A 16,593-nucleotide genomic window follows, 5' to 3' on the forward strand; every position below is an offset into this window, starting at 1 on the left:
TTATTGCGCCTGGATTCTGAGTTCTGCACTGGAACGGCTGGTGTGACCCAGCAGCGATTTCACGTCGCTGGACTTGGGTTTGATCAGCCTGAACTTGGGCACATAGGAGTCGAAGTTGGCCAGGATCTCCTCGGCGCGCGAGCTGCCGGTCTCATTGAGGTGCGCCGTGATGATGCCGCGCAGGTGCTCCTGATGGATGGCGAGATCCGCCACGTCCAGCAGTTCCACCAGCTCGGGGTTGGTGCGCTTGGCGAAGTTGCCGCACTCGTCGAGCACGTAGGCAAAGCCGCCGGTCATGCCCGCCGCGAAGTTGACGCCGGTCTGACCGAGCACGGTGACGATGCCGCCGGTCATGTATTCACAACCGTTGTCGCCAATTCCCTCGACTACCGCCAGGGCGCCGGAATTGCGCACTGCGAAACGCTCGCCGGCAGTGCCTGCGGCGTAGAGTTTGCCGCCAGTGGCGCCGTAGAGGCAGGTGTTGCCGATGATGGCCGCTTCATGGGATTTGAACGCCACGCCGACATGGGGCTTGATTACCAGCTTGCCGCCGGTCATCCCCTTGCCCACATAGTCGTTGGCGTCACCGGTGAGGATCATCTCGAGGCCGCCTGCGTTCCAGACGCCGAAGCTCTGGCCTGCGGTGCCGTTGAAGTGCACCTTGACCGGATCGGCCGCCATCCCCTGGTTGCCGTGACGTTTGACGATCTCGCCCGAAAGGCGGGCCCCCACCGAGCGGTCGGTGTTGCGAATGTCGTAGCGGAACTCGCCGCCGCTTGAGGTCTCGACCGCTTCCAGCAGATCTTCCACCATTTTCAGGTTGAGCGGCCCCTTGTCGAAGGTGGGGTTGTGCTGCTGGCTGAACAGGCTGGAGCCTGCCGGTGCCACCGGGCGAGCCAGAATGCCGGAAAGATCCAGCTTGGCCTGACGGGCGGTGAGGCCGGGCAGGGCCTCCAGCAGATCGGTACGGCCAATCAGGTCGGTCAGCTGGGTGACGCCGAGCTGGGCCATCAGCTCGCGGGTCTCCTCGGCGATGAACTTGAAGTAGTTCATCACCATCTCCGGCAGGCCGGTGAAGTGCTCGCGACGCAGCTTCTCATCCTGAGTGGCAACGCCGGTGGCGCAGTTGTTCAGGTGGCAGATCCGCAGGTATTTGCAACCGAGCGCCACCATGGGGCCGGTGCCAAAACCGAAGCTCTCGGCGCCGAGGATGGCCGCCTTGATGATGTCGAGGCCGGTTTTGAGACCGCCATCCACCTGCAGCCGCACCTTGTGGCGCAGACCGTTGGCCACCAGCGCCTGCTGGGTTTCGGCCAGCCCCAACTCCCACGGGGAGCCGGCATATTTGACCGAGGTGAGGGGGCTCGCGCCAGTGCCGCCGTCATAACCTGAGATGGTGATGAAGTCGGCATAGGCCTTGGCCACGCCGCAGGCGATGGTGCCCACGCCCGGCTCGGAGACCAGTTTCACCGACACCAGACAGCTCGGGTTGATCTGCTTGATGTCGAAGATGAGCTGGGCCAGATCCTCGATGGAGTAGATGTCGTGGTGCGGCGGCGGTGAAATCAGGGTCACGCCGGGCACGGAATAACGCAGCTGGGCGATCTGGGCGGTGACCTTGTCACCGGGCAGCTGGCCCCCTTCACCGGGCTTGGCGCCTTGAGCCACCTTGATCTGCACTACATCGGCGTTCATCAGGTAGTGGGGGGTGACACCGAATCGGCCGGAAGCCACCTGCTTGATGCGGGAGTTCTTCTCGGTACCGAAACGCTTGGGATCTTCGCCACCTTCGCCTGAGTTGCTCTGACCGCCGAGGCGGTTCATGGCGACAGCCAGTGCCTCGTGGGCCTCAGGACCGAGGGCGCCGATGGACATGGCGGCGGAGTCGAAGCGGGGGAACAGCTTGTCGGCTGGTTCAACCTGATCTAGCGCGACCGGATTGTCGACCTTCTTCAGTGCCAGCAGATCGCGCAAGGTGGCAACCGGGCGCTCGTTCACCAGACGAGCGTACTCCTTGTAATCGGCATAGTTGCCGGAGCGCACCGCCGCTTGCAGGGTCTGCACCACATCCGGGTTGTAGGTGTGGTACTCGCCGCCGTGGACGAACTTGAGCAGGCCGCCGTGGGGGAGGGGCTTGCGCATCAACCAGGCCTGACGGGCCAGATTGTGCTGATCCTGCTGGATGTCGGCAAAATCGGCACCCTGAATACGGCTCGATACGCCGCGGAAGCAGGTATCGACCACCGACTTGGCCAGACCCACCGCTTCGAACAGCTGGGAGCAGCGGTAGCTGGCGACCGTGCTGATGCCCATCTTGGACATCACCTTGTAGAGCCCCTTGTTGATGCCGTTGCGGTAGTTGACCATGGCCTGGCGCAGGGACATGGTGAGCACGCCCTCTTCAACCTGTTTGGCCAGGGTTTCGTAGGCCAGATAGGGGTAGATGGCGGTCGCGCCAAAGCCCAGCAGCACCGAGAAGTGGTGCGGATCGCGGCAGCTTGCGGTCTCCACCAGAATGTTGGCGTCGCAGCGCAGGTTGTTGTCCACCAGGGTGCGCTGTACCGCGCCCACCGCCATGGCGGCCGGGATCGGCAGGGTATCGGCGCTGATGTCGCGATCCGACAGCACCAGCAGCACGGTGCCACTCTTGGCAGCGGTTTTGGCCTCCTCGCAGATGCGCAAGATGGCCGCTTCCAGCCCCTCTTCGGGCTTGAAGTTGAGGCTGATCACCTGATGACGGTAGTACTCGCCTTCCAGTGCCAGCAGCTGGTGGAAGTCGGAGTAGAGCAGGATCGGTGACTGGAACAGCACCCGGTGGGCGTGGCCGAAGGTCTCGTTGAAGACGTTCTGCTCGCGACCGATACAGGTGGCCAGCGACATCACGTGGTTCTCACGCAGCGGATCGATGGGCGGGTTGGTCACCTGGGCAAACATCTGGCGGAAGTAGTCATAAAGGGTGCGCGGGCCGGAGGAGAGCACCGCCATCGGGGTATCATCCCCCATGGAGCCGACCGCTTCCTGACCGTTTTCACCCAATACCCGGATGATCTGATCCAGCTCCTCGAAGGAGTAGCCAAACAGCTTCTGATAGGTTTTCAGCTGGTGGTCGGAGAACTCGCGGCTACCGGTCTGGCTGTCGTCCATCTGCTCGAAGGGGACCAGTCGGCGGCAATGTTTATCCATCCACTGCTTGTAGGTGTGGCGGTTCTTGAGGTCGTCATCGATCTCGAAGCTGGTCCACACCTTGCCGTTGCTGGTATCCACCACGAACAGCTCGCCCGGGCCGACCCGGCCCTTCTCCAGCACTTCGTCCGGGGTGTAGTCCCAGGTGCCAACTTCGGAGGCGAGGGTGATGAACTTGTCCTTGGTGATGACGTAGCGGGCCGGACGCAGACCGTTGCGATCAAGTGCGCAGGTGGCGTAGCGACCGTCGGTCATAACGATACCGGCCGGGCCGTCCCACGGCTCCATGTGCATGGAGTTGAAGTCGTAGAAGGCGCGCAGGTCGTCATCCATGTTCGGGTGCTTTTGCCATGCAGGCGGGATCAACAGGCGCATGGCGCGGAACAGGTCCATGCCACCGGCGAGGAAGAGATCCAGCATGTTGTCGAGACTGGAGGAATCCGACCCCGTGGTGTTGACGAAGGGGGCCGCTTCCTGCAAATCGGGAATGAGCGGCGTCGCAAACTTGTAACTGCGTGCCTTGGCCCACTGGCGGTTGCCGGCGATGGTGTTGATCTCGCCGTTGTGGGCCAGATAGCGGAACGGCTGGGCCAGCGGCCAGCGCGGGCTGGTGTTGGTGGAGAAACGCTGGTGGAAGACGCAGATGGCCGCCTGCATACGGATGTCGGCGAGATCCAGATAGAAGCGCGGCAAGTCCACCGGCATGCACAGTCCTTTATAGACGGTGACCAGATTGGAGAGGCTGACCACATAGAAGTAGTCGTCGTTGACGCGCTTTTCGATGCGGCGGCGCACGATATAGAGGCGGCGCTCGAGATCCTTGTCGACCCAGCCGGGCGGGGCGTTGACAAAGACCTGTTCAATGCTGGGCAGGGAGGCTTTGGCGATGGTACCCAGTACGTTGGTATCGACAGGCACCTTACGCCAGCCGACCAGACTCAGGGTCTCTTTTTCCAGCTCTTCGTCGATGATGTCGCGGGTCTGCTGGGCCAATACGGGGTCAGGGTTGAGAAACAGCATGCCGACCGCATAGTTGCGGCCAAGGTGCCATCCCTTCTCCTCGGCGACAGCTCTGAAGAAGCTGTCCGGTTTTTGCAGCAGCAGACCGCAACCATCGCCGGTCTTGCCATCGGCGGAGATCCCGCCGCGGTGCTGCATGCGAGCCAATGCTGACATCGCGAGACGGACAAGCTTGTGGCTGGCTTCCCCTTCCATGTGGGCCAACAGGCCGAAGCCACAGTTATCCCTCTCCAGCTTTGGATCATATAGTGACATTGCATTTCTCCCTTGCTCGGCCTTGCATCGCACAGTCATCACCTGACTGCATAAATTGCGATTGGCTCTTGTGGTTCCGTCTGCCTGACGTGGCGAATCTCCAAACTAATGGGATTTTCTGGCGAGGTCAATCGCAGGTCAGGTTTGTCTTCGTGGTTACATTCGCATAACAAAATGTCGGGTTAGGGGGATTAGCTCGCAGTTATGAAGTATTTATTCTGCGTGGTTTGATTTTGTTGGTTAAATATATCGCCATTGACGGGCTCAATGGTGTGCTCGGCGACGATGGGCGAATGTAGTAATTTTACCAACCCGATGTGGCCGACAGCGGAAGGGATCACATTTTCAATATCCCATGCTTGCAATTGTGTGCTGTCGGGTCTCTTTGAATTTTTCATTGTTCAACAGTGGGTTATCAGGTCTCATTTTCATATGGATATTTACTGTTTGAATCGTCAAAGAACTGTAAAAATCCTTTTTTTGCGCTTTTTCTCTATATTTATTCAAAATTGGTCGGGTATTTATATGTTTTACCCTCTCCGCTAGCTTGATCCAGCTCAGCCCCTGTTTTGCGCAAGCTCGTACAATGGCGCTCCTTTAGCGGAGGTGTCATGCAGTTACACGAACTCGTCAATACATTCGGTCAGGATCTCAAGCAGCGTCATGGTCAGAAGATCCACAAACTCTCCATCCACGGGGCCTTCACCTGTCCGAACCGTGACGGCACCCTGGGCCGTGGTGGCTGTACCTTCTGCAATGTATCCTCTTTTGCCGACGAGTCGGCCCAACAACTCTCCGTGGTGCAACAACTGCTGGCTCGCCGGGACGAAGTCACCCGTGCCAAACGCTATCTTGCCTATTTTCAGGCCTACACCAGCACCTATGCCGAGGTCGAATATCTGCAGCGGATGTATGAAGAGGCGCTGTCAGTGAGCGATATGGTGGGGCTCTGCGTGGGCACTCGCCCCGATTGCGTACCTGATGCGGTGCTGGATCTGTTGGCGGGCTATCAGGCCCGGGGCTACGAGGTGTGGCTGGAGCTCGGGCTGCAAAGTGCCAACGACAAGACCCTGCAACGGATCAACCGCGGCCACGGTTATGCCGCCTATGAGGATGCGGTAAGACGTGCCCATCAGCGCGGCATCAAGGTATGTGCTCATCTGATCGTCGGCCTGCCGGGGGAGGTGCCGATGGACAGCCTCGATACCCTGCATCGCATCGTTGAGACCGGTGTTGAGGGAATCAAGCTGCATCCGCTTCATGTGGTAGAGGGCAGTACTCTTGGTAAAGCGTGGCAGGCGGGGCGCCTTGAGGTATTGACGCTGGAGCAGTATGTGGAGGCGGCCGTTGCCATGATCCAGCACACGCCGCCCGAGGTGGTGTATCACCGGATTTCGGCCTCCGCGCGCCGTCCAACCCTGTTGGCGCCAGCCTGGTGTGAAAATCGCTGGACGGCCATGGCGGACATTGCCAAAGCACTCTCATTGAACGGCCCGCAAGGTCACGCGTTGGGCAGACCCTTCATACTTCCTGACCTATAATTGAGCGCCAGATTATTATTTTCACGTAAAACATAGGGTTATATAAAAAACTTCATACCCTAAACTATAGTTTTGGTACGTGCCGGTTGATATAGTGGTGCGCCATAATAAATGTCATTATCAATTAACTCCGACATTCACCCTGATTGCAGTGTTAGCATGGTGTTGATGAGCCGATTATTTTTACCAATAACGAATCATGCCGCCATTGCTGCTGTGCTGGGAAATTGGGGATGAGTGTCGCGATCTATCTGGACAGGTTTATCCCCTGATCAGTCTCATCAGCGGGAAGGCCACTCGGTTTTAGCGTGGCTATAGCAGGGAAATATGAGCGATGAACGCTCTTATCTACCTCATTTATGCAGTGACAGGATGCTATGCAAGCAGAAACAAGTCGTATTGATGAGTTATTGGAGTGTCTGGTCTTCTTGACCCGTTTTTATGGTGTGCCCAACAGTCAGGATGCCCTGACGACCGGGTTGCCACTGGTCTCCGGACGCCTGACTACCGCACTCTTTTGCCGTGCTGCCGAGCGTGGCGGGTTATCCGCCCGTGAAGTGATACAGCCACTGGCTGATATCTCTCCCTTGCTGCTGCCTTGTGTATTGCAGATGCGCAGTGGTGGCGCCTGCATTTTGCTGGAGTGGAACGAAGATCGCAGCCAGGGGAAAGTGATTTTCCCGCAGGCCGGTGATGCCGCGCAATGGCTGACCGCAGCCCAATTGGGTGATGAGTATCTGGGGCGCCTCTTCTATGTAAAGAAGCAGTTCAAGTTTGACGAACGCTCGCCCAAGGTGCTGGAAACCCGTGATGGCCACTGGTTCTGGAGCACCTTGTTCGAATCCCGCGGTATCTATCGCGATGTGCTGATCGCCTCCATTCTGATCAACCTGTTTGCCATCGCCAGCCCTCTTTTCACCATGAACGTCTATGACAAGATTGTGCCCAATCTGGCGTTTGATTCACTCTGGGTGCTGGCGGTCGGGGCCATGGTGGTCTTTACCTTCGATTTTGTGATGCGGCAGTTGCGCAGTTACTTTATCGATATCGCTGGCAAAAAGTCTGATGTGCTACTGTCCGCCAAAATTTTCGCCAAGGTGATGGGCATGAGGATGGAGTCTCGTCCCGCTTCCACTGGCGCGTTCGCCAAACATCTGCAGGAATTTGAATCGGTGCGGGAGTTTTTCACCTCTGCAACGGTTTCTACTCTTATCGATCTCCCTTTTGCCGTCTTCTTCCTTTTTATTATCTGGATGTTTGCCGGTGTGATGGTGGTGGTCCCCATCGTCGCCATGCTGATCCTCATCGCTTACAGCTTTTATATTCAGGAGCCCCTCAAGCAGTCCATCGAAGAGGGTTCGCGCCTTGCGTCCCAGAAGAACGCCAACCTGATTGAAAGTATTTCCGGGCTGGAAACCGTCAAGATTTTCGGCGCCGAGAGCATGTTCCAGCATCGCTGGGAACAGGCCGTTTCTCATATTTCCACCTGGGGCGTACAGACCCGCCGCATTACCAACTCCATGTCCTCGCTGGCCAGTTATATCCAGCAGGTGGTGACGGTTGGTCTGGTGATTGTCGGTGTTTACCAGATCTCCGAAGGCTTGGTCACTATGGGGGGCATGATTGCCGCCGTGATGCTCTCCAGTCGCGCCATTGCACCTATGGTGCAACTCTCCGTGTTGTCGACCCGTTATAACCAGGCCAAGTCAGCACTGGATATTCTGGAAAAAATCATGCAAACCCCGGGAGAGCAGGAGGAAGGCAAGCAATATATCCATCATCCGGTGATTGCCGGTCGCATTGAATTCGAGAATGTCTCCTTCAAATATCCCGGCATGGAAACCAGCACCCTGCACAATATCAATTTGCGCATTCAGCCGGGCGAAAAGGTGGCGATTATCGGCCGGATTGGGGCGGGTAAAACGACCCTCGAGAAGTTGTTGATGGGGCTGTATCGACCGACCGATGGCTCGGTACGTATCGACGGTTTTGAACTTGATCAACTGCCACCTGCGGTGATCCGTCGCAATATCGGCTGTGTTCCGCAAGATGTCATTCTCTTTTTCGGATCGGTGCGGGACAACATCATGCTGGGTAATCCGCTGGTGGATGATGTGAGAGTCTTGCGCGCAGCCAAGCGGGCGGGTGTCACCAACTTTACCAACCGGGATCCTAACGGGCTGGATCGGCAGATAGGCGAGGGGGGCCGTCAGCTATCCGGTGGCCAGCGTCAGTCGATCCTGCTGGCACGCGCCCTGCTCAATGATCCCCCCATTCTGGTGATGGATGAGCCGACCTCCAACATGGACAATCAGTCCGAGATGCAGGTCAAACAGGAGCTCGCCAGACTGGGCCCGGAAACCACATTGATCCTCATCACTCACAAAACCTCGATGCTGGATGTGGCATCGCGAGTTATCGTCATCGAGCAGGGGCAGATCGTTGCTGATGGTCCCAAAGAGGTGGTGTTACAGCAGTTGAAGGAAGGCAAGGTGCGCGTGCAGGAGGTGTCCCATGGTTAAGGGGCTCATGGACTGGTTCAAGCGCAGCAAAAAGACGCCTTCCGGCGAGGTATTGCCAGCACCCGAGCATCTGGAGTTTGTCGATGACGGCGCGGCAGCTGTACTGCTGACCACGCCGACCGGAGCTCGTATCCTGCTATGGTGCTGTTTCCTCTTTTTCATGAGTGCCATCGTCTGGGCGGCCTGGGCCGAACTGGATGAAGTCACCGTGGGTCAGGGCAAGGTTATTCCGTCCCGTCAGCTGCAGGTGATCCAGAACCTGGAAGGGGGGATCGTCAAAGAGATCTTCGTTAAAGAGGGGGATATCGTCGAAAAGGGACAGCCTCTGCTGCGCATTGATGACACCCGTTTCCGCTCCGACTTTAGAGAACGGGAGCAAGAGGTAGTCACTCTAAAGGGGGATGTGGCTCGTCTGCGCGCCGAGATGGCCAGCGTCGAGGTGAAAAACGACCCGGCACTGGGGTGGCGTGAACAGGTCGTGGTAGGTGAAGCGCCAATCCAGTTTCCCGATGGTTATGAAACCGTTTTTGCCGAATACGCACACCGTGAGCGCTCTGTACAGCGGGATCGCCTCAATAACCTGAAGAACCAGCTCTATATTCTTGGTCAGCAAATCGAACAGAAAGAGCAGGAGCTGATTGAACTGAATGCCAAGATCCGCACCGTGAATCGCAGTGTGGATCTGGCCAGACAGGAACTGAATATTAGCCGTCCGCTGGCGAAAGAAGGTATAGTGCCTCAAGTGGAGCTAATCAAGCTTGAGCGGCAGGTCAACGAGATGCAGGGGGAGCTGGAGAGCAACCGTCTGCTGATCCCAAAACTCAATTCGGTACTGCGTGAGACCATCTCCAAGCGTAATGATATTGCGCTGAAGTTCAGAGCAGATTCCCAGACTGAACTGAATGAGAAACAGGGGCGGCTTGGCCAGTTATCAGAAGGGCAGGTTGGCTTGCGAGACAGGGTTGACCGGACTAGCGTGATTGCTCCGCTCAAGGGCACCATCAAGAAACTCAAGATCAACACCCTGGGCGGCGTGGTTCAGCCCGGCATGGATTTGATGGAGATTGTGCCGTTGGAGGATACCTTGCTGGTAGAAGCCAAGGTGTCACCGAAAGATATCGCCTTCCTGCGACCGGGGCTGGATGCCATCGTCAAAATTACTGCCTATGACTTTACAATCTATGGAGGATTGCATGGCAAGGTTGAACAGATAAGTGCGGATTCGATCCAGGATGAGGAGGGGAACTCCTTTTATCTGGTTCGGGTTCGAACAGAGAAGAGTTACTTGGGCGATGAGCTTAACGCACTTCCCATCATCCCCGGTATGTTAGCCAGTGCTGATATCATTACTGGTAAAAAAAGTGTCCTAGACTATTTGCTTAAGCCGATTTTACGGGCAAAGCAGTCGGCACTGAGAGAACGATAAGCCAACAATCTAAAAACAAAACATGACTGGAGATAACATGAAAAAAACGATTGTTGCCATGCTGGTCAGTGGCTGCATCCTGATCCCGAGTTTGGGTCAGGCCCAGACTCTGGAAGAGTCGGTGGCACAGACACTTGCTACGCATCCCAAGATAAAGGAAGCGTTTGATCTGTATCAGGCACGACTCTATCAGCATGATGGAGCCAAGGGTGGCTATTATCCTACGATCGATCTGCGTGGCGGCGTAGGCTATGAAAAAACTGACAGCCCTTCTACCCGCGCTGCCAGCGCCAACAGCAATATTGATGATTCCATGACTCGCAAAGAGGCTGGACTCAGCCTGCGGCAAATGTTGTTTGATGGCTTTGATGTCAGCAACAACGTCTCCAGAACCGAAGCCGAAGCCAATGCCCAGCGTCTGGCGATGATCTCCGAAGCTGAAAATACCGCGCTGCGAGTAGCTGAGGTCTACCTCAATATGCTGCGCCAGCAGGAGATCCTGGAACTCTCCAAACAGAACCTGGAAACCCACGAACAAATCCGCAGCGACATCAGCAAGCGGACTGATTCAGGGCTTGGTTCTACTGCGGATCAGACCCAGATTGAAGGTCGTGTTGCCCGGGCCTATTCAAATCAGGCCGCTGCTGAAAACAACTATCGCGACGCAGAGAGTGAATTTATTCGTGTCGTGAACGAGGTTCCCAAAGATCTGGTACAGCCGGTTCCCAATACCGAGCTTATCCCGACCAGCCTCGATAGTGCGCTGAAAACGGCGACCGAAGTCCACCCGACCCTGCTCTCTTCACTGCAGGATATTGAAGCGGCCAAGTATCAACATGAAGGTGCCAAATCCGGTTTCTACCCCAATGTAACATTCGAGGTCGATCAGAACTGGAATGAGGATATCGATGCGGTCAAAGGGCGCAACGATGATCTGACCGCCATGGTGCGGATGCGTTACAACCTGTTCCGTGGCGGTTCTGATGTGGCAGAGAGCAATGCAACATCGGCGCTCTACTCTCAGGCGAAAGACATTCATTTGAATGCGTTCCGCCAAGTAGAGGAAGGCACTCGTCTGGCCTGGAACGCGAAAGAGTCGCTGGCCAAGCAAAAGACCTTCCTGAAAGAGCATGTTGACGCCAGCTATGACACCGTACAGGCGTACAAGAAGCAGTTTGGGTTGGGTCAACGGACATTGCTGGACGTATTGAACACCGAGAACGAACTGTTCGAGGCGCGTCGCAGCTATATCACTGCCGAGTATGATGCACTGCTGGCGGACTATCGCATTCTCAACGCGACAGGCAGTCTGCTCAATGCATTTAGCGTCAAACAACCCGCTGAATGGCAGGCTAGGCAATAACCGTTTGTTCATGATCCCGCAGGGATCATGAACGCCAACATGGTGACTGCTGCTGGCAGTCACCATGTTTGGCTAACGCAGGTTGTTGTACGAGCTTTGAGGAGTGCAGCAGTAATAATGCAGCAGGAATATGACGTGACACTCCAGCGTGGTACCGGTAGCAGATGGTGTTATCTTCTCAATGAATGGAGATACCGATCGCTACGCGCTTTGCGCCACTCCTTATGGATCCTGCTGTTACCCTTCTCACTTCTGCTCTGTGCCAGTCAGCCTCTGCCACAGGAAGATCTCAACTTGATCAAACGGGCGGAGCAGACCTATGGCGCCAGAGCCGGCAAGCGTGTAACCAGTTGGCGTATGCTAGTCATGGAGACGAAGGGCAGGGCCCTGAGCGAAGAAAAGAAGCTTGAGCGGGTAAATAATTTTTTCAATCGGATGCGTTTTATTGACGATATCAAGTTGTGGCGCAAAAAGGATTATTGGGCAACCCCGCTAGAATTTTTGGGAGCCGCCGGGGGAGACTGTGAAGATTTCAGTATCGCTAAATACTCTACGCTGCTCGAGCTTGGGATCCCGGATGATAAAATGCGGATGGTGTACGTAAAGGCTCTTGATTACAACCAGTTTCACATGGTGGTGGCATATTATGAGACACCCTCTTCCGTTCCGGTTATTTTGGATAATTTGATAGGCTCGATTCGCCCTGCCACACAGCGGCGTGATTTGGTGCCTATTTACAGTTTTAACGGTAGTCACTTGTGGTTGATGAAGGCACGAGGCCAAGGGGAACTGGCTGGTCAATCATCCCGCTTGGGATTATGGAATGATTTACGCAATCGCATGACCTCGGGGCGATTGGCTCGGCCAGTGGTGAATTTGGATGATTAACCTATGACGCTCTATCGACAGTTATTAGCCACCATGCTGCTGCTGTTTGGATTGTTATTTGCGGCCACATACTGGGTGCAATTCAATTCAACCCGCACTTATCTTGCGCAGCAACAGGAAACAACGGTCATCAATACGGCAACCTCGCTGGGGCTTGCGCTCACCCCCTATCTGGAAAACGGTGACAAGGTCGGTGCCGAGTCGGTGATCCAGGCCATTTTTGATGGTGGCTATTATCGATTGGTTCGCCTGGATCTGCTGGCATCAAAGGATGTCATCGAGCAGGAAAATACCAACAATATTCAGGGGGTGCCGCAGTGGTTTGTAAATTTGGGACTGTTTCCTGAGGTATCCAACGAGTCAATTCTGACGTCTGGCTGGTTGCAGCTTGGAAAATTAAAAGTAGTGGGTCACCCCGGCCAGGCTTATTACGAGTTGTGGCGGGGAATGAGTGAGCTGGCGAGTTGGTTTCTGGTCGGCTTTTTGATCACCACAATTTTGTTGATGAGAGCACTCAACTACTTGCTCAAGCCACTCAAACAGATCTGTGATCAAGCCGTAGAGATCGAGCTGCACCATTTCGGTCATACGATCCCGGAGCCTAAAACCCATGAATTGAAGCAGGTCGTTCAGGCGATCAACACCCTCTCAAGCAAGTTGGCGTTGCAATTTAAAGAGCAAGCCGATGAGGCCGAGAAATTGCGCGAGCGGGTTTATGTCGATGCCGTGTCGGGACTTGGCAACCGAGCCTATTTTGTGGGTCAGGTAAACGCATGGATAGCGGAGGCTGGCCAAGGTGGCGTCATGCTGGTTGCGGTCGACATGCTGGATGATATCTATCGCGATGAAGGCTTTGCTGCCCGCGACAACATGGTTAAATCGATAGCTCAGGTCTTGAGAGAGCAATTAAAAGGGTGGGATGGCGCAGCCTTGGCACGGATCTCCGCGACGGAATATGCGCTGCTCTGTCCAACTGACGATCTGACTCAGCTAAAAGAGCTGGCTGAAGTGATTAATAGCCGCATTGCCGATCTGGTGGTGAATCCAATGGGCGAAGGGGATGCGCTCTCCGTCATCGGTATTGCCGGTCGTGATGGCAATGATGATCTCTCTGCCTTGTTGACCAAAGCCGATAATGCGCTTGGCAAGGCGCGCAATGAACGCCGTGGTGCTGTGGTGATGGAAGGGGGGACCGAGCAAGGTTTGATGGGGCGTTTGGCCTGGCGAGATCTGGTACAAGATGCAATTTCACGACAACTTTGGCGCTTCAAAGCACAACCAGCTTGCCGGTTTGATAATGGAGCAAGGTTGCATGCAGAGCTGTTTGCTTCTATCTCTCGGGATGGCACAGATTATTTTGCAGGTCAGTTCTTGCCCGCGATTGAACAGTTCAAATTGGGTGGCGAGTTTGACCAGGCGGTGCTTGATGCTTGCGTTCCATTACTGCAAAAACAGTCTGATCTGGTACTGGCGATCAACATCACTGCTGGCTCGCTCTGCTCGGATGAGTTTTTAACCTGGCTGACGCGCTATCTGACCGAGCATGCAGAGCTCAAAGAGCGGTTATTATTTGAAATACCTGAAGCTGCCATCATGAAACATAAAGACAACGTGGCTGCGTTGGTGGACACCTTGCAAGCTCATGGCTTCCAGTGGGGGGTTGACCACTATGGTCGTCACTTCCAGTCTCTGGGCTATCTGGAGGAGTTGTCGCCGGCTTATGTCAAGGTTGATCACGGTTATACCAGTCAGGTCATGGAGCCGGGGGCTGACACCTCATTCCTGGCTGCAGTGTGTCGCGCCGCACACAATGCCGGTGTGACCACCATTGCGACCCGCGTCGAGGATCAACATCAAGTGGAATTGCTTTCCAAGTTGCATATCGATGGTTACCAGGGATTCGTTCATCCTGCCTTCCCATTGTCTTGAATTAAATGCTGAAAATGGCCCCGATAGGGGCCTTTTTTATACCAGTTGTCCCGTCCTGAATATGGTTTACACCTTTCCCCCATATAAATGGAGAGCCCGATGAGACAAGGTGTGAAACGGACACAGCGCGATTACTCGCTGACTTTTAAACTGGCGCTGGTCGGGCAGATTGAAAAAGGCGAGCTCACCTACAAACAGGCTCAGGTGCGTTATGGCATTCAGGGCCGCTCCACCGTTCTGGTATGGTTGCGTAAACATGGTCGGCAAGATTGGAGCCAGGGGGCTTCTGTGCGTGCTGGCAGGAGCATCACCATGCCTGACCCCGACAACCAGACGCCCGAACAGCACATCAAGAAACTCGAGCAGCAGCTGGCGCTGATGAGTCAGAAAGCCGAGTTCTTTGAGGCTGTCATCGATGTCCTGAAGAATGACTACGGGCGGCGTTGTTTCCCAAATCGATGCAGTTTGAAAGGAACTAACTGGGGACTCGGTGATCTGATCACCACCATCCTCTTCAAATCTGCATCATGGGCACGTCGCTTCTCCCCATCACCAACTGGCCTCAATACAACCAGTCTTTGATTAACTGTGGTTCACTCTCCTTCTGGGTTGATGCCGAGGCCATGAGCAACTGGTTTCACCACGAGCATCATGGGCGGCGGGGCCGCAGCCAGCTTTACACTGACCAGACCATCGCAACCTTCCTAATGCTCAAGGGGATTTTCAACCTTACTCTGCGAGCAACACAGGGACTACTCGACTCCCTGTTCGAGTTGATGAATTGTAGTGGTCAACTAAATCCGGACACTTGGTTAGGCCGTTCTTCGGCTTTTGCTGGCGGTATCCCGTCATTGTGTTGATGTGGACGCCGCCAGTTGTAGTAATCCATCAGGTAGTAACTGATATCCCGCTTCGCCTCTCGCAAGCTCATATATCCCAGAGCCGGGAGCCACTCTGACTTCAGGCTTCTGAACAATCGTTCCATCGGGGCGTTGACGCTCCTATGTCAACAAGCTCGCGCTGAGTCAGCTAAATCTGCCAAGAGCAAAGGGTAGAGTTCCCTGACGATATAGCGCTTCAAACAACGCTGGATCTCTTTCGAAGATAAGCCTTGGGCGCTACGTCGTGCGACGTAAGATTGGGTTTGTGGATCTCCCCGGATCCGGACTATTGTAATCGTCCATAACGCATTATTTGCTGCACGGTTACCACCTCGGTTTAAGCGATGTCGTACGGTCTTTCCAGAGGATGCGGGTAAAAGGTTAACCCCACAAAGTGCCGCAAGCGATGCTTCATTTCTTAACCGTTCCGGGTTATCGCCAGCCGTTGAAAGCAGCACCGCTGCGGTTTGAGGGTCGACGCCAAATTGCTCGCGCAGACGGCGAGCATGTTGATGGGTCAAGGCATCCAACATGGCATCAAGTTTTTCAACTTCGTCTGCCAATAGCAACCAACGCTTGGCCAGCAGGCACAGGGTAGTCGTTAACGTATGCAGGAATTCTGTGCTACCCAATGACCTCACTCGTGCACATCCCTTTGCACAGTCAGCGGGTTTGCTCTTCCAGAGCCGTTCACGAACATCCTGGGGGGCACTGACAAGCAGCGCTCTTAGTTGATTCATTGCCTGCGTTTTGGCTTTGACGGCGCTGCGTCTGGCCACTGATACCACACGCATCATTTCTGCCGCACCTGACTGGGTCTTTGCTATCGCGGTAGCACTACCGGAAAACACTGATCGCGCAGCATTTTCAGCATCGGTAGGATCCGATTTCCCTTGGAGCCTACGTTTGGAGCGGTCAGGACGATTAACTTCGAAGACCTCGACACCATGCTTACGCAGTACACAGGCCAAGCCAGCCCCGTACGTGCCTGTGCCTTCAATGCCTGCTCTCTTCAAGCACCCGAAAGAGTTTGCCCAAGTCACGAGTCTCTCATATCCGCTGATATTGGTCGTGACCATCAAGCATCCCAGCAGATGTCCTTGTGCGTTAAGCAAAACCCCAACATGGGTATCCAGATGGGTGTCTACACCAAGGATAACTTCAGCTTTGTTTCTGGAATTGTTCATGGCTCATTCCTCCAAGGAATATGCACTACCAACCCCATACGCAGGACAGGACACTCAAGATGCAGCACAAGGCTCCTATTAGGTCACAGACGCTGGGCCCAGCAATGCCAGGGAACATCAGCATCCAATCGACAGGTCAACGCAAAGGCATTATGTTCGCCAATCCCAGCACGGGTCAGATTGGGCTGATGTTCTTGAGCATAATGAACTGAGTATCCCAGCAGTTGCCACGCCGACTCATGCTCTGGGTCATGCGATAGCGCCACACTCGTTGCCGAAATGCCCGACTGCCATATTGGCTGCCCTGATCGGAGTTAAACAGCACACCAGATGGGCAACCCCGCTGCTGATAGGCCATCTCCAGTGCTTTGATGGACAGCTCTGCATCAGGCTTATCA

At 55.2% G+C, this 16,593-nt stretch carries 8 protein-coding genes and 4 pseudogenes; 8 read left to right on the forward strand and 4 right to left on the reverse strand.

The features are described from left to right. Window positions 1-4,458, reverse strand: coding sequence for a glutamate synthase large subunit (gene gltB / locus VF684_RS19505; protein WP_201912053.1), 4,458 nt, complete (start codon window positions 4,456-4,458; stop codon window positions 1-3). 611 nt (window positions 4,459-5,069) lie between these two features. Here gltB and VF684_RS19510 point away from each other — a divergent pair. From VF684_RS19510 to VF684_RS19545, 8 genes and pseudogenes are all read left to right on the forward strand, one after another. Then, window positions 5,070-5,999 (forward strand): TIGR01212 family radical SAM protein, encoded by a 930-nt coding sequence (locus tag VF684_RS19510; RefSeq protein ID WP_042083735.1) that lies wholly within the window; start codon window positions 5,070-5,072, stop codon window positions 5,997-5,999. Window positions 6,000-6,376: 377 nt separating this feature from the next. Further along, window positions 6,377-8,521: a type I secretion system permease/ATPase gene (locus VF684_RS19515; protein WP_005350980.1), complete on the forward strand. Its 2,145-nt coding sequence runs from the start codon at window positions 6,377-6,379 to the stop codon at window positions 8,519-8,521. Continuing rightward, complete coding sequence (locus VF684_RS19520; protein WP_005350982.1) at window positions 8,514-9,947, forward strand: HlyD family type I secretion periplasmic adaptor subunit; 1,434 nt, start codon at window positions 8,514-8,516, stop codon at window positions 9,945-9,947. Before VF684_RS19515 ends, VF684_RS19520 begins: the two co-directional genes overlap by 8 nt. A 37-nt stretch (window positions 9,948-9,984) precedes the next feature. Further along, window positions 9,985-11,310, forward strand: coding sequence for a TolC family outer membrane protein (locus VF684_RS19525; RefSeq protein WP_005359768.1), 1,326 nt, complete (start codon window positions 9,985-9,987; stop codon window positions 11,308-11,310). Between the two features lie 135 nt (window positions 11,311-11,445). Further along, window positions 11,446-12,198: a transglutaminase-like cysteine peptidase gene (locus VF684_RS19530; protein ID WP_005350994.1), complete on the forward strand. Its 753-nt coding sequence runs from the start codon at window positions 11,446-11,448 to the stop codon at window positions 12,196-12,198. 3 nt (window positions 12,199-12,201) lie between these two features. After that, window positions 12,202-14,127, forward strand: coding sequence for an EAL domain-containing protein (locus VF684_RS19535; RefSeq protein ID WP_139441841.1), 1,926 nt, complete (start codon window positions 12,202-12,204; stop codon window positions 14,125-14,127). 99 nt (window positions 14,128-14,226) lie between these two features. Further along, a pseudogene (locus VF684_RS19540) lies at window positions 14,227-14,565 on the forward strand (IS3 family transposase); the annotation flags it as partial. Between the two features lie 89 nt (window positions 14,566-14,654). Beyond that, a pseudogene (locus VF684_RS19545) lies at window positions 14,655-14,909 on the forward strand (transposase); the annotation flags it as partial. Between the two features lie 8 nt (window positions 14,910-14,917). Here the strand turns inward: VF684_RS19545 and VF684_RS19550 are convergent. The 3 genes and pseudogenes from VF684_RS19550 to VF684_RS19560 form a co-directional block, all read right to left on the reverse strand. Then, window positions 14,918-15,121: pseudogene (locus VF684_RS19550) on the reverse strand (integrase core domain-containing protein); the annotation flags it as partial. A gap of 12 nt (window positions 15,122-15,133) precedes the next feature. Continuing rightward, window positions 15,134-16,195, reverse strand: coding sequence for an IS110 family transposase (locus tag VF684_RS19555; protein WP_139441842.1), 1,062 nt, complete (start codon window positions 16,193-16,195; stop codon window positions 15,134-15,136). Between the two features lie 214 nt (window positions 16,196-16,409). After that, window positions 16,410-16,593: pseudogene (locus VF684_RS19560) on the reverse strand (DDE-type integrase/transposase/recombinase); the annotation flags it as partial.

It is taken from the genome of Aeromonas sp. Lyrl_2, from assembly GCF_051948815.1.
Lineage (GTDB): Bacteria > Pseudomonadota > Gammaproteobacteria > Enterobacterales > Aeromonadaceae > Aeromonas > Aeromonas veronii.